Below are 24,939 nucleotides of genomic sequence, written 5' to 3' on the forward strand. Positions count from 1 at the left end.
CGACTCTACTTTTTTAATTTTTTTAAAATGATTCTATATCAATAACCTTTTTTCATCAAATACACACATAATAAAAGTGAAAGAACGATAAAACTAATTAACGCCATAAAACCGCCTGTAAAAGAGCCTGTTGTTGTACTGAAAAAGCCAACAACCATTGGCCCAGCAGCTGCTACTAAATAAGATACACATCCGAATGTACCGCTTATTCTCCCCATCACTTGGGATGAAGCGACTTCATGGAGCATCGTCATGGTTATCGGTGCTGGCATGTATAATACACTTAATAGAATAATTGTAAGTAGAATAACGACTGTAGTATTCGTAGTGTATAAGAAGCCTACGAAGCAGCCTATGATGATGACACTTGCTACGGCGACAAACGCAGCCCGTTTCATCCATCTATCAGAAAGATAGCCACATACTAATTGAACGATGATGGCAAGAGCATAACCCGCTGCATTAATCATAGCTGAATTAACAAAATCAATCCCTTTTGCTTCTGTTAAATAGCTTGGCAAAAATGTAGAAAATCCAAAAAAACCGATGGAGACGCAAGCATATACTGTTGTTAATATCCAGAACAGAGGACTCGTTAAAACAGATTTAACACTTCCTGTATCGATGTTAGCAGTCTTTTTTACTCCTTGCCCCTTTTCTATATAGTTTACTTCTGCAGCATTAGTTGCATAATGTTCAGATGGTTTGTTTCTAATCATAAAAATAAATATGGCCAAACAAATAAAAGAAATAATCGCTAGTGCGAAATAACTTTCTCTCCACCCAAAAGAGGCGGCAATTAATGCGATCGCTGGAATACCAATAACTGGTCCGATTGCATTCCCTGTAAACCAAAAAGACTGTGCTTTCCCTTGTTCTTGTTGCGGAAACCACTTAGCAGTTAAGGTAAGTGCAATGGGGTATAAAACGCCTTCACCTACCCCTAGTAATGCTCTTGACCATAATAATGCCGTAACCGATGTAGCTACTCCACCGATAATCATCGCTATACCCCAAATGGCTATACCAATCATTCCACTTTTAAATGCGCCGATACGGTCGACTACAAACCCCCAGAAAAACTGCCCTAATGCGTATGTAATTAAAAAGACAGAACTTAATGTTCCCTTGATCACATTATCACTAATAGCTAAATCTTGTAAAAACTGTCTTTCTGCAAATAATATATTAATATTAGATTTATCGATCATTGAAACCGTGAACAGTAGCATTAATGGTAGTGAAATATAAATCCACCTAGCATTTGTTGCCTTTGTCATGTTTTCTTCGTGAAGTACATTTGCCTTTTGCATAGTTGAATCACTCCTTGTGAAAATTGGCATGTTAGTAGAAGAGTGATATAATAAATACACTCTTATTGATGGCTTTCCTAGTAATCTTTAAGATAGAACAGGTATCTTGCAATCAAAGGGATTTCCCACAAAATCCTTTGGAAGATACCTGTTTTTTCCTTTAATTTGTTTGTAGTGCTTGAAAAGATGCCTCTGCTTCCTTAATCCATGTTCTTAACTTATTTGGACTGATAGGTAAATCATTTGTTTTAATTTCTAATGGATGAAGTGCATCTACGATTGCATTTGCTATTGCAGCTGGTGGCGCGATGGCACCCCCCTCACCTACACCTTTTATTCCTAGGCGATTTCTTGTTGATTTGAATTCCTGGTGTGCTTTTGCCACCGTTGGTACTTCCATCGATGTTGGTAATAAATAATCCATATAAGTACCGGTAAGCAATTGCCCTGTTTGGTCATAGACGATTTCTTCGTAAAGAGCTGAACCAATTCCTTGTGCAATACCGCCTTGCACTTGACCATCAACAATCATCGGATTAATAACCGTACCACAATCATGTACAACACTATATTTCTGTAAATCTACAAAACCTGTTTCTTTATCAACCTCCACTTGTGCCATATGAATCGAAGCAGCAAATGTAACCGTTGGAGGGGCAAAATAATGTGTTACTTCTAAGCTTGCTTCCATGCCTGCTGGTAAATTCCCTAATTTAGCAGGCAGCGCCGCTCGCCCAACATCTTGATAGGTGACAAACTTTTCAGGAGAAGTCTCTGCATATATTTTCCCTTCATCAATGACTAAATCTTCATCCGTTTTTAGCAAATGTGCGGCGATTTTTAACACTTTCTCTCTCATTTTTAATGCTGCCTCATAAATAGCTGAACCTGCATTTACTGCGCTTCGGCTTGCGTAAGTTCCTTGGCCCATTGGCAACACAGTTGTTTCGCCAACTCGAACAGTAATATTTTGCGGGTTTACACCCAATCCGTCTGCTGCAATTTGTGAAAATACTGTTTCATGCCCTTGTCCTTGAGGGGTACAGCCTAAATAAGCTGTTACATGACCAGAAGGGTCAATAGAGATATGTGCCCCTTCATAAGGTCCTGCGCCCGTACCTTCTACGTAAGAAGAGATGCCGATACCAACTAGCTTACCTTCTTTCTTCTTCTCTTCTTGTTCTTTTCTAAAAGCATCATAGTCAACTAAATCAACTGCCTTGCGTAATGCATCAGGATAATCGCCACTATCATAAATAAGCTGATGGCCATCTTTTACAAGAATTCCTTGATCATAAGGCATGTCTTCAGCTTGGATCATATTTTTCTTCATAATTTCGATTGGATCTACTTTTAATTTTCTTGCGACGATGTCGATAATTCGATCCATTACAAAGACTACTTCAGGTCTACCTGCTCCCCTAAATGGCACATTAGGTGTTTTGTTCGTTAAGATGACTTCACATTCACTATCATAATTAGGGATTTTATAAGCCCCTCTTAAATGATAAGCACTATTATAAGCACAAGTTAAGGCGAAGAAATTAACAGCACCACTATCAATCACAAAAAAATCCTTAATTGCCGTAATCGTTCCATCCTGTTTAAATGAAACTTTCACATCATGGATTTGATCCCTCGATTGCCTTGCACTTGTTAAATGCTCCATTCGGTCCTCTACCCATTTTATCGGCCTCTGCAATTTTTTAGCCAAGTAAGGAATAACAATTTCTTCTGGGTGAACTCCACCTTTTGGTCCAAATCCGCCTCCAACATCAGGTGCTGTAACACGAATACTTAGATCGGGTAATGACAAACAATGTGCTAAAGTAGATCTGATTTCATAAGGCATTTGCGAAGAAGACCAAACTCTCAGCTCTTGATTTCTTGTATCAAATTTCGCCACTACTCCTCTTGTTTCTAACGGATTTGATCCGAGTCGGGGGGTGCGAATTTTTTCATTCATTATATAGTCCGCCTCGGCAAATGCTTGCTCAACATTACCTGTTGTCACATGAAAATGGGACTGAATATTATTTTCTAAATGTTCTTGTATAAGAATTGCATCCTCTTTTCGCGCCTCATATGGGTCAACAAGGGGTTGTAGCGGCTCATAAGTTACTTCAACTAGATCAGCTGCATCTTCGGCGATGTAACGGTTTTTCGCCACAACAATTGCTACAGATTGGCCAACATATGTAACTTTCTTCTTAGCTAAAATATCTTCATAGTTAAAGTTGATTGTTGGCGATATAGCCTCAACCAAATTGGGTGGTAAAAAACAATGTGATTCAAATTGCGTCAATGGTTTTAGGTCTTCAATATCTTTTGCAGTAAATATCCCATAAACACCCTTTAATGCTTTTGCAGCCTCTATATTTATGTCCACAATCTTCGCATGTGCATGAGGGCTTCTTACAAATACTGCCTCTGCCATATTGGTTAAACTAATATCACCTACAAACATGCCCGTTCCAGTTAAAAGGCGATAATCTTCCTTTCTGTGCATGCTTTTTCCGATATATTTATGCATGTTTCTCCCTCCTTTTATACCGTTTGATGTGTAACTTGCTTTACTGCTTTAACAATATTCGCATAGCCTGTACAACGGCAAAGATTTCCTGAGATGGCTTCTCGAATTTCTTCTTCTGTCGGATTCGGATTTTCTTTCGTAAATTGCGTTAATGTCATTAAGAACCCTGGTGTGCAAAATCCACATTGGAGGGAATGGCAATCCGTAAATGCTTGTTGAAGAGGATTTAATTGTCCATCTTCACCAGCAAGCGATTCAACCGTTTCAATTGTAGCCCCATCTGCTTGAACAGCTAGCATTAAACAACCTCGAACCGCTTCACCGTTTAAAAGTATTGTACATGCCCCGCATACGCCATGCTCGCATCCGACATGTGTGCCTGTTAAAAATAATTCTTCTCTTAAGAAGTCTGTTAATAAGAGCCTAGGTTCTATATCTCTTTCCACTTTTTCACCATTTACATTTAAAGAAATATTTACTTTATCCAACCTTCTCTTCTCCTTCCCATGCTCTTGCTATTGCTTCTTCTATTGCACGTTTTAATAGGGTACCAATAAGTTCCCTGCGATAATCAGCACTTCCGTGCAAATCTCCTTCTGGGTCCACACACTCACTCGTTAATTCAGCTATTTCTTTTAATAAAGCTTCTGTCACTTCTTTTCCTATTAATAATTCCTCAGCTTCTTCTATTATAAGAGGAACTGGATTGACACCTCCTACAGCTAGTTGTGCCTTTTGAATAAGTCCTTGGTTATCAAGTTCAATTACTGCTGCAGCAATTGCTAAGCCAAAATCTCCATGTCTCCTCGCCACTTCTACAAAAGAATGCCCCACTCTCTCTCCTTGTGTCATAATTGGAAAGCGGATTTCTTTCACTAATTGATTTGTTTGTAATGACGTCAGGAGATAAGTGAGAAAAAAATCTTCAGGACCGACAACTTCCTCTTCATCCACTGAAGCAATCACAATCTCACCTCTTAATGTTGTCAATACACACGGTAGTTCTGCCGAAGGATCACCGTGAGCTACACTGCCACCAATTGTCCCACGATTGCGAATTTGTTTATGACCTACCCACTTAATTGCATCAATAAGCAACGGACATTTTTCTTTAATTAATAGTGAATTTTCCACTTCCACATGCCTTGTCAGTGCACCAATGGCAATATATCCATCCTCTTCACGAATATAATTTAACTCCTTTATTCCGCTCACATCGATTAAAAAGTCAGGGGTGGATAGCCTCATATTCAGTACAGGTATTAAACTCTGTCCCCCAGAAATGATTTTACAATCATCTCCGTATTCTTCTAGATAGGTTAATGCCTCATTAACACTTGACGGTTTTAAATATTTAAATTTTGATGGTTTCATGCTTGTGCCACCCTTTCGTTACGCCTTTTGTAAAGTGATTTGTTTCTCAACATCTTTAAAAAAGTTTCCAGCAATAAATTTCGCCACACCGCTCATTACTCTGCTTCCTACACCAGCAATCATGCCGCCAACTTCAGCATCACATTCCCATTTCACTTCACATTTTTCTTCATCAATTGCAGTAATATAGCAATCCATTTTTGCTTTAACAAATCCTGGTTTCCCACTCCCTTCTGCTATTAATTGATAGTGTACAGGTGCTTCGATATCTTCAAGTTTTACATTCCCTTTGTAATCCCCTTTAACTGAAGCGATGCCCAATTTCATTTCAACATCATAGGTTCCGTCTTCTTTTAACAGTAGGCTTTTGCATCCTGGAATAGCTTTTTCTAATATTTGAGGGTTATGAAGTGCATCCCAAACATCTTTATTATTTTTTTTCATTTTCACTTGACCTGATAAGATCATTATTTTCTCCCCTTTACACTTTTTGAATTGTGCTAATAGTAATAATATTAATTTTTTCAAAAAATTTTGTCAATAAAATGCGGATGTTTTTGTTTTGTTAACTAAATAACGTTTATTATATAAAACATAAATGTGTAAATAAGTTTGTTTTAGATAAAGAAATCTGTTTTTTTGTTTTGAATGTAAAACTACAATATTATTTTAGCTTTTCATACTCTTTTATTGTGTCTATATCTAATAGAATACCGCGATCATTCACTGCTATTTCTTCCTTATATGGGATGGTCTGAATAAAGTTCTTTCCACTTTGTTGTTGAATCGATTGAATCATTGTATTATTGATGTTTGCAAAATAAACAGGATGGCCAGGCGTTTGATCACATGATGGCCTTATAGATATTGGATGATTTTTATCTCTCGCTAACTGCTGCCCTCTGTGAATAATCATTTCACTTGTTTCCTTTTCTATAAAGGGGGTGTCTCCTAAAAATACGAGTGCATCTTCCTTTGGAAAGGCAACTTGGGTAAGTCCTTTGTACAGTGAAGACGATTGACCATTGGCATAATCCGAATTATAAGCCCAAGAAAAGGAAGGGTCGTTTATCTTTATTTCTTCCATAATGGTAACTGCATCATGACCAATAACAGCTATCACTTCTTTACAATGTAACTTTAATACTTGTTCAATGACATAATGAAGCATAGTTACCCCTTTAAACGGCAGCAACTGCTTCGACCGCCCCATTCGCGTAGATAATCCTGCTGCGAGAATAATTGCTTTTATTGGACGTTTATGATGATTGGTGGATAAATTCCGCACCTTGTAGAAAGCCTCCTTTATGTCTTGTTCTAACTGCAATCACTTCAGCAACAATACTAATAGCAATCTCCTCAGAGGATACGGCTCCAATATCAAGTCCAATTGGACTATGCATTCTTTGTAAGTTTGTATACGTGAAGTGACAACCTTCCAAATAAAGCTGATCGAGGATTTTGATACGTCGTGATTTCGGCCCTAAGACGCCTATATAAGGAGCCAGTGAAGATAAGGCAAATTTTAATGTCTGCTTATCTTTCTCAATATGATGATTCATAACGACAATATATGTACGATTTGTTACACGAATAGAACCTGAGAAATCCTCTGGTCTAGCTATTATTCTTTCGGCATGAGGAAACCTTTCTTCATTGTTATAAAGGCTTCTTTGATCAATGACAACCGTTTTCATCCCGCATTCGGCTGCATATTTAACAACTGGTATCGCATCATGTCCTGCACCAAACACCATCAAAGTAGGTGATGGAACAAATACATCGAAGAATATGTCTACATCTAATTCATTCTCATCTTGTATCATTAAACTTTCTGATTGCGGGTTGGATTGCCCTAACTTTTCTTTAGCAATGGATAAAGCAGCCAATTCCAATGCTTGATCATAGAAAGATCCAATTGGGGGTTGATTTTCTAGATAGCAAATCCGATAATTTTTTTGTGACAAGCTAGCTTCCGTAATGGTCATTAAAACAGCAGCTTGTTGTTGGTCAATGGCATCTAGCCAAGCATCAAAAGGAGGCAATTTCTTTTGCACATTCATCCACCTCCTCAATATTCTGTATTGTATACATTAATGGTTCAATATAGATATGAACCGTTCCTGGACAGCCAAGACCTAACCCCCATACCTCGTCTTCATCTAATTGATACGTTTTAATTATTGGGGTTTTTGTCTCTATTACTTCCTTGGCTATTTCTGCTACATCTGCTTCTAAACAGCCCCCCGATATTAATCCGACAGTAACTCCATCCTCATCGATTAGCATTTTTGCCCCTTCTTTTCGATAAGCCGATCCTTTTACTTTAATAACTGTTGCTAGCGCACAAGGAAGCTTCTTAGCTTTTAGTTTTTGTATTGCCCTCATTACTTCCAGCTGTTCATTTGTCATCGACATCACCCTCCAATGCGTATATATTTAATAGTAAAGATGAAAATTGGAATGTTTTACCTATAAAACAAAGTTTCCGATATAGAATAATATAATCGTTACTTCTTGACTATGTCAATTAAATTTTTAGAAAATTTACAATAGATTACTATTTGAAATTTTTGACTTTTTATTATGGAGGTATTCATTTGAAAAATCCTACATTATCCAATTATTGGCTTTCTCCTCACTCCCCTGAATGGTATAGGCAAATAAGCAAGAACGGGAATGCATACATTTATCCATGGCAATCTACAATTGATTCACCTATTGCAGAGAATATCTTTGATCAACTCGTCTGCTTACATACAAAAGATAAAGTCGCCCTTGATTTTGGCTGCGGTGAAGGAAGATTCACAAAAAAATATGCTTTATATGCCAAGCAAATGATTGGTGCCGATTCTTCTACGCAATTTATTCAGACGGCAATGAAGACAAAGCCCGATAATATATCCTTTATTGTTGCTCATTCAAAACATGTACTTCCTTTTAAACGAGCATTCTTTGATATTGCTATTATCCGTAAAGGGCCTACTTCCATTTATCATCATTTACCTCTTTATGTAAAAGAAGGAGGGCTCATTTTAGGGTTGCACCCTGGTGAAAATGAAGGAAAAGAGTTATCAAACTGGTTTCCTAAACTTTTTCCAAACAACCAACATAACATACCCATTCAACAACATCTCACAAAGATCTTTACAAAGGCTCCTTTCAGGAAATTTGAAATTCACCCGTATCATACGATTGAATATTTACATTCACCCCTTGATCTCATCCACTATCGTTGCTTTGGACAAAAAAAAGAAATCTATGAAGTAGTTAGCTCCGACATACGAGAGATCACTAACATTTTCAAGAAACATCAAACAGTTAAAGGATTACCTATCACCTATGAACGATATATAACAATAGTACACGTGTAAATCCCTTACAATTCTATGGATTAAAGTCATTATTAGAGTAAATATTGGCCTCCCTGCAAGTAGGTAGACCCAGTTTTTATTCTCTAAGGGATAAAAGTATGATTCTTAGGTATGTGTTACTTATAACTCTAGCATGTCTTTTATTTTCAACTTTTTTTGCGGTGGTCATAATTGCTGGATTCTTCTAAAGACAAGATTGGTAACCTTATATAACACGATGACTGATCTTTGATGGAATATAAGATAATAAAAGACTAATCAGTACCTTGTTTATACAGCAAGGTACTGATTAGTCTTCTTCTTTAAATATTTCATGTAAATATCTCTCTCTATTTTCCAAGAAGTATTTCGTTATTTGGTAATGATCTGTTTCTTCATACGTTGTTTCCGCAATGCTACCTTCATCGAAATTTAAAATTGTTGCTCCTGGAAAGCCAAGTAGTATCGGAGAATGGGTGGCAATAATTAATTGGCTTTCTTCTGCTGAGACAATATCATGCATGATTCTAAGAAAAGCAAGCTGCCTTGCAGGCGATAATGCCGCTTCAGGTTCATCTAACAAATAAATACCCTCTCCATCAAAACGATTCAGAAAGAGTGATAGAAACGATTCTCCATGTGATTGTGCATGTAATGACTTGCCACCATAACCACTATATCCTGTTGGGCATTCCCGTTCTAATTCATCAATATGTGAAGAAAACTGATAAAAAGATTCGGCTCTTAAGAAAAAGCCATTTGTTAACTTCGGCATCCAAGAAAGCCTAATGTGGGCAGCTAAGGAAGATTCGGAGGCATGTAATTCATAACTATTACTTCTACTCCCTCCAGCCACATTAAAACCGCATTGATGGGCAATGGCTTCTAATAAGGTTGACTTGCCAGAACCATTATCACCTACAAAGAATGTTACAGGTGACTTAAATTGAATTTCATCCATTGATGCAATCGTGGGAATGGATAAAGGATAGGTATTTTCATGACTACTACTTATTTTCTTTATTTTTCTTAGCAAGGTCTCTCCTCCTGTTTTTAGGATGTCTCATCTAAGCATTTACTAAAAATATGCCATTGTCTATGGTATGATAAACATATCTTTCCAGAATCGAAATTTCTCATAAGAAAAAGAAGGTCTGCACATGAACAAAAGCTATTCACTATTGCTAGCAGTTATTATTGCCGTAGCAGGTGGGGGCATCTTCACCCTACTTCATATCCCTGTAAGCTGGCTATTAGGATCCATAACAAGTATTATGCTTTATTCTATAATATCAAAGAAGACGTTATACTGGCCAAAATCTTTTAGAAACATCGGGATCTTTATAATTGGATACAGTATGGGCCTTTCATTAACAAAAGAAGCGATGGTGTTCATCTTGCACCAACTACCCTCCATGTTATTTTTAACAGTACTTATTATTGGGTTCAGTTTAATCACTTCATTCTTCATAGCAAAATTAACCGGTATCCATTATCCATCGATATTGCTTGGTAGTATTCCTGGCGGTTTGTCACAAATGCTCGTATTAGCTGAAGAAACAAAAGAAATGAATGTGACTGTTGTTACTTTCTTACAAGTAGTAAGATTAATACTTATAATCTTTTTTGTTCCTTTTCTCATATTTGGTCCGTTCTTCCATAATGGCGGTAATATTTTACCAACCTATGAACATACGGCTAGTTGGCAGCAGTTACTACCTGACATTATTCCATTTATGATTCTATCATTTATTTTAGCTATTATTTTTAAGAAATGGAACGCACCAACCCCATTTCTTCTCGGTCCTATTATTGCAACAAGCCTCATGACACTGCTTAATATCAATGGTCCTGAATTACCTAACAGCTTACTTGAGATTGCACAAGTTTTTATTGGTATTAACATTGGTCTCATGATGCATCCAGAAAAACTTGAAAACAAATGGAAATTATTAAGCTTAGGTGCATTGAGCAGCGCTTTATTAATTGTCATTTCGATGGTTCTCAGCTTTCTTCTTAGTCATTTTTATGGGTTTTCCCTTGCTACAAGCTTCTTAAGTTTATCACCTGGCGGAATGGATCAAATGGCTATTATTGCCCATGAAGTCGATGCACAGTTAGCTGTTGTAACCGGCTATCAACTCTTTCGTGTATTTTTCATCTTCTTTATTGTACCACCTTGTTTAAAATATCTATTTTTTCGATATAGGAAAGAAAAAGGGTAACCAGTTGGTGACCCTTTTTGCCTATCCCAAATGATCTACCCTCATCTCAGGACCATTTACCCATTCCTTCCTAAATCTGTTTATTATCTACAAAATTCATTGTCAAAATAGTCAATTTCCTTATAAAGTGCCTACATTTGTGGAATAACGTCTTGTTTTGATATCTTTTGTCAGCAGGCAGGAAAAGACGGGCTACAATGCGGAATAGCTAATTATACGGAATTTATTATGTAGTTCGGAATCCCCTTCCGAAAGATGAAAAATTACACTATGATGAAAGGGAGTTATTCATGAATCAAATTATGCAAGCATATACCATTAATGAAGTATCTAAACAATTAAATATTCCGCCGGGAACACTAAGACAGTGGGAAAAAGATTTAAAGGATATATTAGTTATTCCCCGATCTAAAAATGGGGCAAGATATTATACAGATGAAGAAATTAGCTTACTAGACACCGTGAAAAAGATGCGTAATCAAAATTTAAGTCAAAAAATGATTCGCAGATTACTTAAGCAACATCTTGATTCAGAGTCAATAGCAGACCAACAAGAGAACCCCTTAGAAACATCATTGAATCCTATACTACATGAAGCAACAACTGAGCAAGATCATCATCCTCTCAATATCGAACAACTATCTATGGTCATGACACAATTCCAGGACCATTTATTACAAGAGATCAAGCAAGAATTAAAAACGAACTTTAAAAAAGAAGTTGTAGAAGAAATGAAAATGGAGCTTTCCAAAAATTCTCTTCATACTGTTAAAACCATTTCAGACTCCATCTATAAATCCAACGAGAAGACGAAAGCAGAAATTCAAGAAATGACTGACGAATGGAAGCATGCTTCAAAACAAAGCTCCGGAGCGCTCGAAACCTTGTCAAAAAGAGTTGCGAAACAGTCGAAGCGAACGACAGACCAGATGCACTATATCACGAACAAAATTACCGAATCCTCAGAAGCATCCTCTGAAGAGTTCAAAACAATGATTCATTATATTTCTAGCTCGCAAGAATTAACAGGTACAGAATTTAGCAATGAAATAAATGAATTAAAAGAGAGCATGAATGCCGATCGTGATATTTATGTCGAAACAATGAGAAAAGAACATGAAGAATATTTACATCGATTACGTGAGCGAGAAGACGCATTTCAAGATATGATGCTATCTTTCCGAGATGCTGCAGCGAGTAAGCAAGAAAAAAAATGGTGGCAAAAGTGGAAAAAATAAATTCGTAGGGGCGAGTATCCCCTCAATATAAAGGGGTTTTTATCAAATGAAAAAACAGCAAAAAGCGCATCATGTGGATGAATTATTAGTTACAATGGACAATGATCATCATCGTGTAGATTTTCGTCTAGATGAACTGGAATCGAAAATGGAGATGTTAAAAAGAAAACTTGAAAAATTTGAACACAAAATGCAAATGCTTAAAGACTAACACGCCTGATAATACCCTCTAAAAGAAGCTGGGACATATATATTCTAGCTAAAGATTTATCCGAATGAACAGGAGTATACAACTTCTAATCATTCGGTTTTTTTGTGTGATTTATATCCTATATGAAAAGAATAGTGGAATGGAGCGGAAGACACTCGACTCCTGCGGAAAATAGAAGGAAAGCTGAGACCCGGCAGGCAATGCCGAGGACGCTCAAGCCCCTCCCCGCGGAAAGCGAGGGTCTGTTTGTGCAATGGAACGGACTTGTTTTCATCTGATATTTTATAGATCCTAATTTGTTATTGTTCGTTTTTGAGGTTAGGTCATTTAGTTATGTTCCAGCCCTTTTTTAGTTAATCTTCTTAAAAGCGGTCCCATCCCCCATTTATTCAGGGTATTATCTCTCCATTCAATGACTTCTCATACTATTAGAAAGCCAAAACATTTATCCTTTAAAACAAAACTATATTTTCATAAACAGATTATGTAATTCTGTAAATAACAGGAAATACACCCTTGATGGATAATTATGGATAAGTCGAATGAGTTGTTACCTATGTTTAACGAGACTATAATTTAGGCAATAAAGAGTAGTATCAAGGTTAGAAAGGAATTCTATTTTGAAAAAGATTAGTATATTTTTCTTAATATGTTTACTTATTTATATAAGTTGGCCGTCAATTCGTGAAGCTCTAGGGGATAAAACCAACGAACACTTGAAAGAAATTCAATCATCTATTGAAGAAAAAGATGTTCAAGGCTTTACAGAAGATGCTGTTACTGCTTTTAATCAAATGATTATCAATTTTGAACAATGGATCCAGCCTTCACCTAATGACTCTCCTCCGGCAGAAGATGAATCAATCGAGAAGCCCGCATTATCTAAACCTGATAGCCAAACAATCTCAGTCTATAATTTTGAAATCGGTGAGAAGAAAGCGGAAGTTGAGAATTCATTAGGATCCCCACAAAGAATTACAGCAAATGAATACGGTAGTAAATGGCATGCTTATCATGATAATTATCATCACTTCATCATGATTTCCTATGATGAAAATGAATTAATTAATGGCATCTATACGAATCAAGATTTAATTACTTCTAAAAACGGCTTTCAAATGAATATGACAAAAGAGGAAGTAACAGAAATATTCGGGGAACCGATTAGCGCGATTCGTAAAGGTATAACCAATTATCAATATGCAACCGATAGTAATTATGCACTTTATGAGGTCGATGATAGTTATTTAACCGTTTTCTATGATATTCATGAAAATAACCAAGTAACTGCCATTCAATTAATTGGTAAAGAGCTTGAACTTAATAAAGTTGGTTTCTATGGTGAAAAAAGTGCAGCTTTAAAGGAAGGTTTTGAATTCCAGTTATTTGATTTAACAAATGCTGAGAGAGTTAATTATCGTTTACCTACATTAACTTGGGATGATCCCGTGAGACAAACAGCTAGAGATCATAGTGCTGATATGGCTGTTAATAATTATTTCGGTCATGATAACTTAAAAGGTGAATCACCGTTTGACCGGATGAATGCGGATGATATTCTGTTTCGAACAGCTGGCGAAAACTTAGCCTATGGCCAATTTAGTAGTATTTTTGCCCATGAAGGCTTAATGAATTCTGCTGGACATAGGAAAAACATCCTTAAAGAAGATTACCAGCTTCTTGGTGTTGGGGTGGCATTTAATGATGATAACCAGCCTTATTTCACAGAAAATTTTTATACGAAAAGATAAGCATGCAGAACTGCTCTGACATGCTCTTTTTCATACTGCAAACCATTTAATATAACTATTCACACTTAAGACAAACGTTTAAATGAGCTTTGCTTTAATGATCATATCAGGTAACATTTTATAACCGAATCATTCATTTTAAAAGCAGATAATTTCATTCATGTAATAGAAGTTGCTACAATATGTACAGATACTAAAAAGAAAGTAGCTGAAAACGATGTCAACGATAAAATATTCTGTTTTAGATTTAGCACCAGTCCTTGAAGGTGGATCACCTAGTGAGTCATTAGCGAACTCGCGCGATTTAGCCAAACATGCAGAAAAATTAGGTTATACGAGATATTGGCTGGCCGAACACCATAATATGCCGGGCATTGCTAGTTCAGCCACATCTATTGTCATAAGTGATATTGCCCGCGCTACCAATACAATTAGAGTAGGATCTGGGGGCATTATGTTACCGAATCACTCTTCTTTAGTGATTGCTGAACAATTCGGTACACTCGAATCACTTTACCCAGGAAGAATTGATTTAGGCTTAGGTCGTGCGCCAGGTACTGACCAACTTACTGCGGCGGCATTAAGAAGGACTCGACGAACAGATGCCGAAGATTTCCCTCAACAAGTGGAAGAATTGAGAACTTACTTTGATCCTTCACGCTCGGAACAACCATTACCAGTTAGAGCGGTTCCAGGAGAAGGCTTGAATATTCCAATATGGTTACTCGGTTCAAGTGGGTATAGTGCGCAACTTGCGGGTCAGCTAGGTTTGCCTTTCTCTTTTGCTAGCCATTTTTCACCGGACAATACATTACCAGCAATTGATCTATACCACCGGAGCTTTAAACCATCTGATGTATTAAAAGAACCTTATGTAATGGTTGGTGTGAATATCATTGCAGGGGAATCAAACGAAGAAGGACAATACCTAGCAAGCTCTCTTTATCAATCTTTCTTAGGCATGATGCGTAATAAACGTGGAAAGATGTTGCCTCCTGTTGAGAATATGGACGAAGTTTGGACACCTATAGAGAAACAATTATTACAACAACAATTAGGTTCTTCCATTATTGGTGGTCCTGAGAAAGTGAAAGAAAAGCTTGAAATATTCCTTGGTGAAACTGGCGCAAATGAGATCATCGTCAATGCTCAAATCTATGACCATGATAAAAGAAAAGCATCTTATCAGCATGTGGCAAATGTAATGAAGGAAATAAACGCTTAAGAACTTTGAACATCGAAAGCAAACAAAACTACTTGAAATCTAGTTTGCATGTTTGCTTTCGAACCCATTGTTCTCTTTCATATGCGATCGTACTTAGAAGTCTGGGTTACATGGTTTTAGTTGTGGTACGGAGCACCCTTCCTCATCCATCATTTTGATTCACTTCCGATCTTCTTCCCTAGAAAGTGAATCAATTTTTGCTTCAGCTAAGCGGCGATAAAGATTGCTCATATGAACCAATGAGTTAATCATTAATACCTCTTTCATTTCATTGTTCGGTTGGGGGATTTTTTCATTATAATTTTCAGCAATCGATTTCTCCATCCAGTCAACATTTTCATTAAATTGTTCTTCATTCTCATTTATCATGTCAACATACATATCATAAACGTCTTCTATATTCACTCCTTCTTTTTGCACTTCCTCGTTCAGACTCTCTAACGTTGTTTTAATGTCCTGAATCGATAATATACCTTTCAGTTGATAAATAAGGCTCATCGTTAATATATGTTCTTTACTGTAACGCTTATTTTTAATGGGTGGTAATAGTTTTCCTTTGGCATAATTATTAATCATTGTTTTTGTTAAGATTTTCTCATCTTCATTTCGTTTATAAGAATGGTAGTTTTGTTCAAACAGTTGTATGACTTGATCCATATATAAAGCGATAGACGGAATGTCTTCCATGCGAATAGGCTTTCCTTGTCTGATTTTTTCTTGTTTTTCCATCATTTATCCCTCATTATTTTTCTTACTATCATACATCCTATCATTAGAAATGTAAATGTTGACTATATATTATAGTTAGTAGTAATATTATATGTAGTATTAAAAACTACTTATAATATTATTAGGGGTGTTATCATGTCGTTTATAAGAGAACCCATCAATAGCTTAACTCATTTCGTTGGCGCAATATTGTCATTTATAGGTTTACTGGCCTTAATCATCAAAGCATCATTACATAACGGAACAAACATTGCCATATTCTCCGTTACTTTTTTCGGTATTAGTATGATGTTACTTTATCTCGCTTCCTCCACTTATCATGGGGTGAGAGCAAAACATACAGTTATTGCTTTCTTGAGAAAAGTTGACCATTCAATGATTTTCGTTTTAATTGCTGGTTCTTATGCACCTTTCTGTTTAATCGCACTTGATGGCGTATTAGGAATAAGTTTATTCGCTTTCGTTATCACGACATCCATTCTTGGTGTATTATTTAAAATGGTCTGGTTTAGTTGTCCTAGATGGTTATCCACTTTTTTATATATTCTTCTTGGTTGGGTTATCATCATCGCCTTCCTCCCATTAAGTAAAGCATTGAGCACAGCAGGTCTCGTATGGTTAATTCAAGGGGGCGTATTTTACACAATCGGTGGCGTTATTTATGCGGTCAAACCTAAATTCATGGAATTTAAACATATGGGGTTTCATGAGATCTTTCATATCTTTATCTTATTAGGAACGCTTTGTCACTTTATTAGCGTATATGGCTATGTTCTTTAATAAATTGATTGGTCATGGCAATATTATGTTTGTGTAAAAAAATGAAGGGCTAAGTGAGATAGATGTCTATTTTACTCATTAGCCCTTCTATTCTTTATTTAATTAACTTTTTTAATAGCTTTAATGACTTTTCACTCGGATACCGAAATGGAAAATCCACTTTTGTTGTTTGTTTTAAGATGCTTTTATAATGCGTAAATGCATCAAAACTTGCCCGTCCGTGATAAGATCCAATTCCACTATTGCCTACACCACCAAATGGTAAATGTGGGGAACTTAAATGCATGACTGTATCATTGATACAACCACCACCAAAAGAAATTGATTGCAAGATTTTTTGCTGGACTTTTTTATCATCTGAGAAAAGATAAAGTGCTAGCGGTTTCGGTTGTTCATTTATTTTGCTAATGACATCATCTAATTCCTTATAACACAATACTGGAAGGATCGGACCGAAAATTTCATCTTGCATAATCGGATCTTGCCAATTAATTTCAGTTAAGATGGTCGGTTCGATCAGATGATTTGATTCATCCACTCTCCCCCCATAATAAGATTGACCATTAGTTAAAAATGTAGAAAGCCTTTTAAAATGCTTCTCATTGACAATCTTTGTGTAAGATGTATTTTCTATTGCATTCTCTCCATAAAGACTTTCTATCTGAGCTGTGACTTCCTTAAGAAACTTGTCATGAATCTCTTGATGGACATAAACAAAATCGGGTGCTACACATGTTTGTCCAGCATTTAAGAATTTCCCCCATACTAACCTTTTGGCCGCATGGTTTATTTGGGCATCATGATGAATAATTGCTGGACTTTTTCCTCCCAGTTCTAACGTAACAGGTGTTAAATGATTAGCGGCTGCTTTCATAATGTGTCGACCCACTGCTACACTCCCAGTAAAGAAAATATGATCCCAAGATTCTTCTAACAAATTTTCACTAACTTCCACGCCACCTTCCACAACTGTAATATATTCAGCTGGAAAATGCTCCTCGATAAGGTGAGCAATTAAACGAGAAGTGTGAGGTGTTAATTCGGAAGGTTTGATGACTGCTGTATTGCCTGCGGCGATTGCACCAATTAATGGCGCAATCGCTAATTGAAAGGGATAGTTCCATGGTGCAATGATTAATGTATTACCATATGGCTCAGGATAAATCATATTTTTTGAACCGAACGTAGTTAAAGATGATTTTACTTTTGCAGGTCTCGACCACTTTTTCACATGTTTAATTGTAAATTTTATTTCCTCTAGTAAAACAGCAATCTCTGTTAAAAAGGAGTCAAAAAATGATTTCCGTAAATCTTTTTGCAAAGCCTCCGCTATGCTGCTTTCGTTCTCCTTAATTAAACTTCTTAATGTATATAATGCGTCCAATCGGTAGGTAAGTGCTTTTGTTTTACCCGTATGAAAGAATGCTTTTTGCTGTGCTAAAATATTTTTTTCCATGCTCTTCCCTCTTTCTATTTTCAATTTTATATACCTCCTGCAGGAAAATGGTTTTACACTCTTGAATATATACTAAAAAAATGAGGTGAATCCTATGCGAAAAAAACTGCCATATTTGATTCTTCTATTTGCTATTCTTTATATATTTTTTATACCTGAGGAACCGACAGTCCTAAAAATCTTTTTCAAATTAGTACCGATGATTCTTATTATTCTATACACCTATCGCAATCGGCAAGAAACTAAACCTACTCACTACTATTTTATTTTTTTAGGTCTTATTTTTTGTATGTTCGGTGACGGTCTACTCATTTGGTTTGTGGTTGGATTAACCGCATTTTTAATCGGTCATATATTCTATACGATTGGCTTCTTTAAGATCTGGGAATACTCTTTAGCTAGGTTTCTTTCTTTTATTCCTATTCTTGCCTATGGTATCTTTATGAGTTCTGAATTTGTGGAAGCTCTTCACAACCGCAATGAAAATGAATTGATTATACCAGTTATCCTTTATATCGCTGTCATATCATTGATGTTTTGGTCTGCTATTATGTCAGGGCAATTGTATGCCATCATTGGTAGTTTACTCTTTGTCATTTCTGATAGTGTGTTAGCTTGGAATAAATTTATTTCTTCCATTCCTTTCTCTGGAAGCATTATTATGATTACCTATTATTTAGCACAATTTTTAATTGCTTTTAGCTTGCTTCATACAGTCAAACAAGTGAAGATACAGAAACCAATTTCACCCATAGGAACAAAAGGATAATTTTTCAAATTTATGTTAAAATAAAGAAATAACCTAAATTGGGCATTAGCATAAAATAACAATAAGCAAATTTATTTCACTCTCCCTTTTAGGCTTAACTAGCTATACTCTATCTTACATTGTAAAAGGAGGATACCAGTATGAACAAGAAACAGCATTCTTTTCATTCACAAGATAATGGCGAAAATCATGAAAATGAATTAGAGACAGTTGAGACAGCTGCTGAAAGAATTGAAAGAAAACCAGAATTTGATACGTTCGGGACGGGGTTAAATGGTTACGGAAATTAAGAACAAAAAAATGATGGTGATTCATTTTAAAGATGAATCACCATCATTTTTTATGCCGTAACCTCTTCTTGCTCATTACTTTCCTGTTTCTTCTTCTTCACTGGCATTAAGCTTCTTTCCAACCAGCCCATTATCACATCTGCAATTACTGCCATAAATGCTGTTGGAATAGCTCCAGCTAAAATGATTGCCGTTCCGTCTTGCGCATTTGTTCCACGCATAATAATATCACCAAGTCCCCCAGCACCAATAAAAGTACCTATTGTTGCAATACCAATCGTAATGACTAGAGCTGTTCGAAGCCCTGCCATAATGACAGAAAGAGAAAGCGGGATTTCTACCATTCTTAATATTTGCCATTTTGTCATACCCATTGCTTTACCTGACTCTATTAAAGTATGATCTACATTCCTAATTCCTGTGTAAGTATTCTTAATAATAGGCAATAAGGAGTATAGGAATAGTGCAAAAACGACTGTATTTGTTCCAAGGCCCATCACAAGCATTAATACTGCGAGCATAGCGAGTGCAGGGATCGTTTGAATAACATTGGCTAACGAGAGAACTACACTACTCAAACGTGAATATCTTGCTATCAAGATGCCAACAGGAATACCTACTATCGCTGCAAATAAAACCCCGTAGGCTGACATTAGAAAATGTCTAAAGAACTGTTCCCATACATAAGAACCGTTATTTGTAAAATAAGTAATTAAGTCAGAAAACACATCCATTTAAGCCACCCCCTATTCCTTATCACGGAAATAATTATTTTCTTCTAAAAATTCTTCAGCAATGATTGCGGGTTCTCTTAATTCCCCATCTGCTGCATAATTTAATTCTTGCATTTTTTCTGTACTTATTTTTCCAACTAATCTCTCTAATAATGGATCAAGTTCAGGGTACTTCTCTAAAATTTCTTTACTCGCAACAGTAGAGGAATCATATGGAGGGAAGAAATTCTTATCATCTTCTAATACTTTTAAATTAAAGGCTTTTATACGTCCATCCGTCGTGTAAGCTAAAACGACATCCATTTCGCCCGATGCCGCTGCTTGGTAAACAAGTCCAATTTGCATAGGATACACATTCGAAAAATCAAAACCATATGTTTCAACAAAACCATCATATCCATCTCCTTCACGATTCAACCATGAAGTATCTACACCGAAATTTATTTCATTTGCTAATGCCTCTAAATCAGATACCGTTTCTAAATCCTCTGCTTCTGCTAATTCATCAGTTACGGTAAAAGCATACGAGTTCTCAAACCCATAAGAATCATACCATTTTTGATTAAACTTCTCGTCAAACTCTTCTTGGACAACTTCCATTGCCTTATCAGGGTCAAGTACTGGCTCCATTCCTAATGGTCCTGCGATATCTGTGCCTGTATAACGAGTAGCTGATATATCTACATCATTACTCACCATTGCCTGGTGAAGCACAATAGAAGATCCAAGATTATTAACCATATTTACACTGAGATCGGTTTCTTCTTCAATTAACTGTTTAATGATTTGACCGACAATTTGTGATTCAGAGGTGACCACAGTCCCTACTGAAATAGAATCTTCACTAGATCCGCTTAAACCAGGAAGTGAACAGCCTGATAATAAAAGAGTCATCGTTAACATCATCGTCATGAAAATTTTTTTGCTTTTTATCAAACTAATCACCACCTTATGCTGTTTTTTCTTTGTCACGCATTGATTTAGGCGTAACCTTAAATTCTAATTTTCCAAGTATTAAATCGACTATTAATGCGAGTATGGTGACAGGAATCGCACCTGCAATGATAAACTCAGTTTGATATAAATTTAACCCGCTAAAAATAAAATCACCTAAACCGCCTGCACCAATAAACGCAGCTAACGTAGCCCACCCAATTAAATATACTGTCGATACACGAATACCCGCCATAATAACAGGGATGGACAGTGGTAGTTCAACATATCGAATTCTTTCCCATCCAGTCATGCCCATCCCACGGCCAGCTTCTAATAAGCTTTTATTAACATCTTTCACACCTGTATATGTGTTTCTTAAGATAGGCAGGACTGAATAGAAAAATAAAGCAATAATGGCGGGGATTTTACCTATTCCAAGAATAGGAATAAAAAAAGCTAAAATTGCGAAACTTGGAATTGTTTGAATCATACCAAGCACTGCCATTACGGGTGATGCCGCTTTATCGAATCTTGTAAGAAGAATACCTAAAGGAACAGCTACAATGACACCAAGAGCTGCAGCAATGACTGATATATATAAATGCTCCCAAGTTTTGATCAATAAATCCGAACCGTTATTATTTAAAAAGTCTATGATGGCACTCATTTATATCTCCCCCTTCTACTGTGCACTTTCTAGCTCTTCGTCTCCCCAAATAGAGTCGTAAACGATATCGACTAAACTTGTTCTTGTCACAATACCGACAAGATGTCTTTGCTCATCTACAACCGGCACATATTTGAGCCCTTTCTTTAATATTTGCCTGATCGTATCACGTACAAGCGCATCTTTATACACAGAAAATGTATCAGGGATTAAGATATCGGCTACATCTTTTGCTTTTTTCCTGTTTTGATCAATGGCTTCCACATCAATATATCCTTCTAAAACTCCTTCTTGATCAATAACCAATAATGAGTCTACACGATTTGTTTTCATAACAGTTATCGCATTAGATAATTGCTCATCACTTGTAATCGTTACAGGATGCGCATTCATTATTTGCTCAACTGTTGTAATGTTTGGTTTTGCTTGCACTAATCTTTCTTTTCCAATAAATTCTTCAACAAATTCATCGGCAGGCTCACGTAAAATTTCGTCAGGAGTCCCACATTGTACAAGCTGTCCATCACGTAAAATGACAATCCTGTCTGCTAGTTTAAGCGCTTCGTCCATATCATGCGTAACAAAAACAATTGTTTTGTCTAACTTCTTCTGCAAGTTTTTAAACTCATCTTGGAGGGCATCTCTCGTAATTGGATCGAGTGCACCAAATGGTTCATCCATTAAGATTAACGGTTGATCAGCAGCTAACGCTCTCAAGACACCTATACGTTGCTGTTGCCCTCCACTTAATTCATGTGGATATCTCTCTAAATAATCAGGAGTCATATCAACGAGAGAAAGAAGCTCTTCTGCCCGACTTTTTCTTTTTTCTTCTGGCCATTTTAAAAGTTTAAGCACAAGTGAAATGTTTTCTTGAATAGTCATATGTGGAAATAGACCAATTTGTTGGATAACATAACCGATTTCTCTTCTCAGCTTAACCGGATCTTTTTCCATAATGTCTTCACCATTAATGAAGATTTTGCCTTCTGTTGGTTCAATTAAGCGGTTGATCATTTTCATTGTTGTTGTCTTTCCACAACCACTTGGGCCGATAAATACAATAAATTCACCCTTCTTAAATTCTAAATTTAAATTAGAAACGGCTGTTTTACCGCCTTTATATTTTTTTGATACATGCTCAAATTTCAGCATTTATAACACCCCCATTTTTTCTCTACCACAAACAATACCCAGTTCTCCGTAATATGAATCCTCTTGTCAGACTTTTTACTTACATAACGTAGTATATTATAAACTTCGTAAAATAAAAAGTTTACAAAGTGTACATATTTTATAAAAAATAGTTAAAATAAATATTGTATAATGTTTTTACTCGTTATATCTTATAATAGCTACGTAATCATACGAATTACTCCCAAAGGTGTGATTATGTAAATTTTTACAAATATGATACATTGACATTAACTAAATGATCCTTATATTGAAAGGGTGATTGGATTGAGCGAAAGTTTTGAGCAAATTGAATCTATTTTTATTGATAAAATAGCTGATAATATGAATACGTATGGTGTTTCCTCAACTGTGGGTAGAGTGTTAGGAATTATTTATATGCACAGAAAACCGATGACACTTAGCGAATTATCGGAAGCAACGGGCATGAGCAAAACACGAATGAGTCAAGTAGTAAGAGAAATGGTGGAGTTAAATATAGCGGAAAAAGTATTTGAGAAGGGCATCCGTAAAGACTTATACAACGTTGAACAAGACTATTACCAAACGTTCGTATCACTATTCACTTCCAATTGGCAAAAAGCGATACAAAAGAACAAACAATTTGAAAAGAAAATAAAAGAAGAACTACACCTTATCACATCAAAAAAGGAACTGACCGCCGAAGATGAATTAAAGATAAATGAATTATTAGCCGAAGCAAAGGAATGGATGGAATACTACAAATGGCTAGCTAATCTTGTGGAGTTTTTTGAAAGTGGGGAAGTATTTAAACATGTACCGAAGCCATACTAAAGAATTTGCTATACCCTTTCTTAAATATTTCTTGTAAAGTTTGTCCTATCTTCTCATATATATAACATATCCAACCGTTTCTAAGGTTAGGAAAAACAATTAAATGGGGATTGTTATATGTTAACTGGACTGATCATCATTTTTTTACTTGTGTTGTTTCTGCCCTTTAGTTCGAAAGTAGTCGAAGAAAATTTAGAAATATTTCTTTTCATTATGGGCGTTTTAGCTGTTTTTATTAGTCAAGTCTATACGGAAGCATTATTTTTTAAGGCAGCAATTGCACCAATTAACATCGCAATAGCGGTTTTTATAGCAGGTGTGTTATTCAAGTGGTTTCGACGCGGACTGCAAAATTCAATCGTCTATGTTAGTGAACGCGTACCCTTTTGGTTTTTTATTTTTTTCACAGTGATCTTTTTAGGACTGATTTCAAGTGTTATTACTGCAATTATTGCCGCACTCATTCTTGTCCTTATTGCTTCTTCACTTCCACTACATAGGCAATCACTAATCATTTTTGTTGTTCTTTCCTGTTTTTCTATTGGTCTAGGTGCATCTTTAACACCGATTGGTGAACCACTTTCAACAATCGCTATTAGTAAATTAAATGAGGATTTCTTCTTTCTTATCAATTTAGTTGGTAAAGAGATTCTAATTGCCTTGTTATTCTTCGGTTTCCTAGCCGCTATTTTTGTTAAATCACCCAGCCAAACAGATAAATTCAGCAAAATGGTGCACAACGAGGAAGAAGGCTATGGTGAAATAAGTATCCGTTCTTTAAAAATTTATTTCTTCGTAATGGGGTTAACATTTTTAGGTGCAGGATTTGAACCACTAATTAGTCAATATTTGATCAACCTATCGCCTTCTGCTCTGTACTGGATTAATACATTATCTGCAGTACTTGATAATGCGACATTAGCTGCTGCGGAAATTAGCCCTTCTATGAGTAATCAAACCATTCAAGCGATATTACTCGGCCTTTTAATAAGCGGTGGGATGCTTGTCCCCGGCAATATCCCGAATATTATTGCAGCCGGTAAATTAAATATTACGAGTAAAGAATGGGCGAAAATCGGTTTACCTATAGGACTAGTATTTATGCTTGCTTTTTTTATTGTGCTATTGTTTATTCAATAATTAATCGCCTTTAGATAATATAGCTTTCTTTAACATATACGATTGACCAGTTGTAGGTTCTATCTTATTAAACACTGATTATTTATATGAACAAAACTTCACATAATAGAGTAATAGCGGAGACAAATTGAATCATAAATGTCTCCGCTTCAACATTTGTAGTTTAATAAATAATGGTCTGATCATTTTTTGATTGCTGTATTATTCAACTAAATTTATTTCGAGG

26 protein-coding genes are annotated in these 24,939 nt (G+C 36.1%); 11 read left to right on the forward strand and 15 right to left on the reverse strand.

From position 1 onward, the window contains the following. Positions 1-38: 38 nt before the first annotated feature. From MKY26_RS07185 to MKY26_RS07220, 8 genes are all read right to left on the reverse strand, one after another. Positions 39-1,313, reverse strand: coding sequence for an MFS transporter (locus tag MKY26_RS07185; RefSeq protein ID WP_157733968.1), 1,275 nt, complete (start codon positions 1,311-1,313; stop codon positions 39-41). Positions 1,314-1,473: 160 nt separating this feature from the next. Then, positions 1,474-3,846, reverse strand: a complete 2,373-nt coding sequence (locus MKY26_RS07190) for a xanthine dehydrogenase family protein molybdopterin-binding subunit (protein ID WP_307313572.1) — start codon at positions 3,844-3,846, stop codon at positions 1,474-1,476. A 14-nt stretch (positions 3,847-3,860) separates the two neighbouring features. Beyond that, positions 3,861-4,334, reverse strand: a complete 474-nt coding sequence (locus MKY26_RS07195; protein WP_095373088.1) for a (2Fe-2S)-binding protein — start codon at positions 4,332-4,334, stop codon at positions 3,861-3,863. Continuing rightward, complete coding sequence (locus tag MKY26_RS07200) at positions 4,327-5,220, reverse strand: FAD binding domain-containing protein (protein WP_095373087.1); 894 nt, start codon at positions 5,218-5,220, stop codon at positions 4,327-4,329. Before MKY26_RS07200 ends, MKY26_RS07195 begins: the two co-directional genes overlap by 8 nt. 18 nt (positions 5,221-5,238) lie before the next feature. Next, a complete protein-coding gene (locus tag MKY26_RS07205) occupies positions 5,239-5,688 on the reverse strand; it encodes an SRPBCC family protein (RefSeq protein ID WP_095373086.1) in 450 nt (149 codons plus the stop codon). A gap of 196 nt (positions 5,689-5,884) precedes the next feature. Next, entirely contained in the window at positions 5,885-6,508 is a 624-nt protein-coding gene (locus MKY26_RS07210; RefSeq protein ID WP_341094419.1) for a nucleotidyltransferase family protein, read from the reverse strand. Continuing rightward, positions 6,480-7,277 carry an XdhC family protein gene (locus MKY26_RS07215; protein WP_341094423.1) on the reverse strand — a complete coding sequence of 266 codons (798 nt, stop codon included), beginning with the start codon at positions 7,275-7,277 and terminating at the stop codon, positions 6,480-6,482. The genes MKY26_RS07210 and MKY26_RS07215 overlap by 29 nt, the downstream gene beginning before the upstream one ends. Then, positions 7,252-7,632, reverse strand: coding sequence for an XdhC family protein (locus MKY26_RS07220; RefSeq protein ID WP_307313562.1), 381 nt, complete (start codon positions 7,630-7,632; stop codon positions 7,252-7,254). The genes MKY26_RS07215 and MKY26_RS07220 overlap by 26 nt, the downstream gene beginning before the upstream one ends. A gap of 188 nt (positions 7,633-7,820) precedes the next feature. Here MKY26_RS07220 and MKY26_RS07225 point away from each other — a divergent pair, with 188 nt between their 5' ends. Continuing rightward, positions 7,821-8,594, forward strand: coding sequence for a class I SAM-dependent methyltransferase (locus MKY26_RS07225; RefSeq protein WP_341094432.1), 774 nt, complete (start codon positions 7,821-7,823; stop codon positions 8,592-8,594). Positions 8,595-8,883: 289 nt separating this feature from the next. Here MKY26_RS07225 and MKY26_RS07230 read toward each other — a convergent pair whose 3' ends face one another. Next, entirely contained in the window at positions 8,884-9,534 is a 651-nt protein-coding gene (locus tag MKY26_RS07230) for an AAA family ATPase (protein WP_095373677.1), read from the reverse strand. A 199-nt stretch (positions 9,535-9,733) separates the two neighbouring features. Between MKY26_RS07230 and MKY26_RS07235 the strand changes: the two genes are divergently transcribed. The 5 genes from MKY26_RS07235 to MKY26_RS07255 all read left to right on the forward strand — a co-directional run bounded on the left by MKY26_RS07235 (position 9,734) and on the right by MKY26_RS07255 (position 15,223). Then, positions 9,734-10,798, forward strand: coding sequence for an AbrB family transcriptional regulator (locus MKY26_RS07235; RefSeq protein ID WP_095373081.1), 1,065 nt, complete (start codon positions 9,734-9,736; stop codon positions 10,796-10,798). Positions 10,799-11,088: 290 nt separating this feature from the next. Beyond that, entirely contained in the window at positions 11,089-12,036 is a 948-nt protein-coding gene (locus tag MKY26_RS07240) for a MerR family transcriptional regulator (protein WP_224938355.1), read from the forward strand. 46 nt (positions 12,037-12,082) lie between these two features. Next, positions 12,083-12,247 carry a hypothetical protein gene (locus MKY26_RS07245; RefSeq protein WP_157733964.1) on the forward strand — a complete coding sequence of 55 codons (165 nt, stop codon included), beginning with the start codon at positions 12,083-12,085 and terminating at the stop codon, positions 12,245-12,247. A 620-nt stretch (positions 12,248-12,867) separates the two neighbouring features. Beyond that, positions 12,868-13,998 (forward strand): CAP domain-containing protein, encoded by a 1,131-nt coding sequence (locus tag MKY26_RS07250; protein WP_233435241.1) that lies wholly within the window; start codon positions 12,868-12,870, stop codon positions 13,996-13,998. Between the two features lie 217 nt (positions 13,999-14,215). Further along, complete coding sequence (locus tag MKY26_RS07255; protein WP_095373080.1) at positions 14,216-15,223, forward strand: LLM class flavin-dependent oxidoreductase; 1,008 nt, start codon at positions 14,216-14,218, stop codon at positions 15,221-15,223. Between the two features lie 159 nt (positions 15,224-15,382). Here MKY26_RS07255 and MKY26_RS07260 read toward each other — a convergent pair whose 3' ends face one another. Continuing rightward, a complete protein-coding gene (locus MKY26_RS07260) occupies positions 15,383-15,955 on the reverse strand; it encodes a DUF1836 domain-containing protein (protein ID WP_341094458.1) in 573 nt (190 codons plus the stop codon). Between the two features lie 129 nt (positions 15,956-16,084). On the opposite strand from MKY26_RS07260, the gene trhA reads away from it, so the two are divergent. Then, the gene (gene trhA / locus MKY26_RS07265) at positions 16,085-16,732 is read left to right on the forward strand and encodes a PAQR family membrane homeostasis protein TrhA (protein WP_095373078.1); all 648 of its coding nucleotides are present in this window, start codon (positions 16,085-16,087) and stop codon (positions 16,730-16,732) included. Between the two features lie 94 nt (positions 16,733-16,826). On the opposite strand, the gene MKY26_RS07270 is transcribed toward trhA, so the two are convergent. Beyond that, entirely contained in the window at positions 16,827-18,257 is a 1,431-nt protein-coding gene (locus MKY26_RS07270) for an aldehyde dehydrogenase (RefSeq protein ID WP_341098674.1), read from the reverse strand. A 25-nt stretch (positions 18,258-18,282) separates the two neighbouring features. Here MKY26_RS07270 and MKY26_RS07275 point away from each other — a divergent pair, with 25 nt between their 5' ends. Both MKY26_RS07275 and MKY26_RS07280 read left to right on the forward strand, forming a co-directional pair. Further along, the gene (locus tag MKY26_RS07275) at positions 18,283-18,957 is read left to right on the forward strand and encodes a lysoplasmalogenase (protein ID WP_322909455.1); all 675 of its coding nucleotides are present in this window, start codon (positions 18,283-18,285) and stop codon (positions 18,955-18,957) included. Positions 18,958-19,097: 140 nt separating this feature from the next. Then, positions 19,098-19,247 carry a hypothetical protein gene (locus tag MKY26_RS07280; protein ID WP_157733963.1) on the forward strand — a complete coding sequence of 50 codons (150 nt, stop codon included), beginning with the start codon at positions 19,098-19,100 and terminating at the stop codon, positions 19,245-19,247. A 50-nt stretch (positions 19,248-19,297) separates the two neighbouring features. Here MKY26_RS07280 and MKY26_RS07285 read toward each other — a convergent pair whose 3' ends face one another. Genes MKY26_RS07285 through MKY26_RS07300 form a run of 4 tightly spaced genes read right to left on the reverse strand, consistent with a single transcriptional unit; the run spans position 19,298 to position 22,739 of the window. Then, positions 19,298-19,981, reverse strand: coding sequence for an ABC transporter permease (locus MKY26_RS07285; protein ID WP_095373075.1), 684 nt, complete (start codon positions 19,979-19,981; stop codon positions 19,298-19,300). A 12-nt stretch (positions 19,982-19,993) separates the two neighbouring features. After that, positions 19,994-20,914, reverse strand: a complete 921-nt coding sequence (locus MKY26_RS07290; protein ID WP_411675032.1) for an osmoprotectant ABC transporter substrate-binding protein — start codon at positions 20,912-20,914, stop codon at positions 19,994-19,996. Between the two features lie 16 nt (positions 20,915-20,930). Further along, positions 20,931-21,584, reverse strand: a complete 654-nt coding sequence (locus tag MKY26_RS07295) for an ABC transporter permease (RefSeq protein ID WP_095373074.1) — start codon at positions 21,582-21,584, stop codon at positions 20,931-20,933. Positions 21,585-21,599: 15 nt separating this feature from the next. Further along, on the reverse strand, positions 21,600-22,739 hold the full coding sequence (locus MKY26_RS07300; protein WP_095373073.1) for a betaine/proline/choline family ABC transporter ATP-binding protein: 1,140 nt from the start codon (positions 22,737-22,739) through the stop codon (positions 21,600-21,602). 306 nt (positions 22,740-23,045) lie between these two features. On the opposite strand from MKY26_RS07300, the gene MKY26_RS07305 reads away from it, so the two are divergent. Together MKY26_RS07305 and MKY26_RS07310 are read left to right on the forward strand one after the other, a co-directional pair. After that, positions 23,046-23,573 carry a GbsR/MarR family transcriptional regulator gene (locus tag MKY26_RS07305; RefSeq protein ID WP_233435238.1) on the forward strand — a complete coding sequence of 176 codons (528 nt, stop codon included), beginning with the start codon at positions 23,046-23,048 and terminating at the stop codon, positions 23,571-23,573. Between the two features lie 117 nt (positions 23,574-23,690). After that, positions 23,691-24,713: a DUF1646 family protein gene (locus tag MKY26_RS07310; RefSeq protein ID WP_340975218.1), complete on the forward strand. Its 1,023-nt coding sequence runs from the start codon at positions 23,691-23,693 to the stop codon at positions 24,711-24,713. The last annotated feature ends 226 nt before the right edge of the window (positions 24,714-24,939 follow it).

This window comes from Cytobacillus sp. FSL R7-0680 (assembly GCF_038009245.1).
GTDB classification, from domain to species: Bacteria; Bacillota; Bacilli; order Bacillales; family Cytobacillaceae; genus Cytobacillus; species Cytobacillus kochii.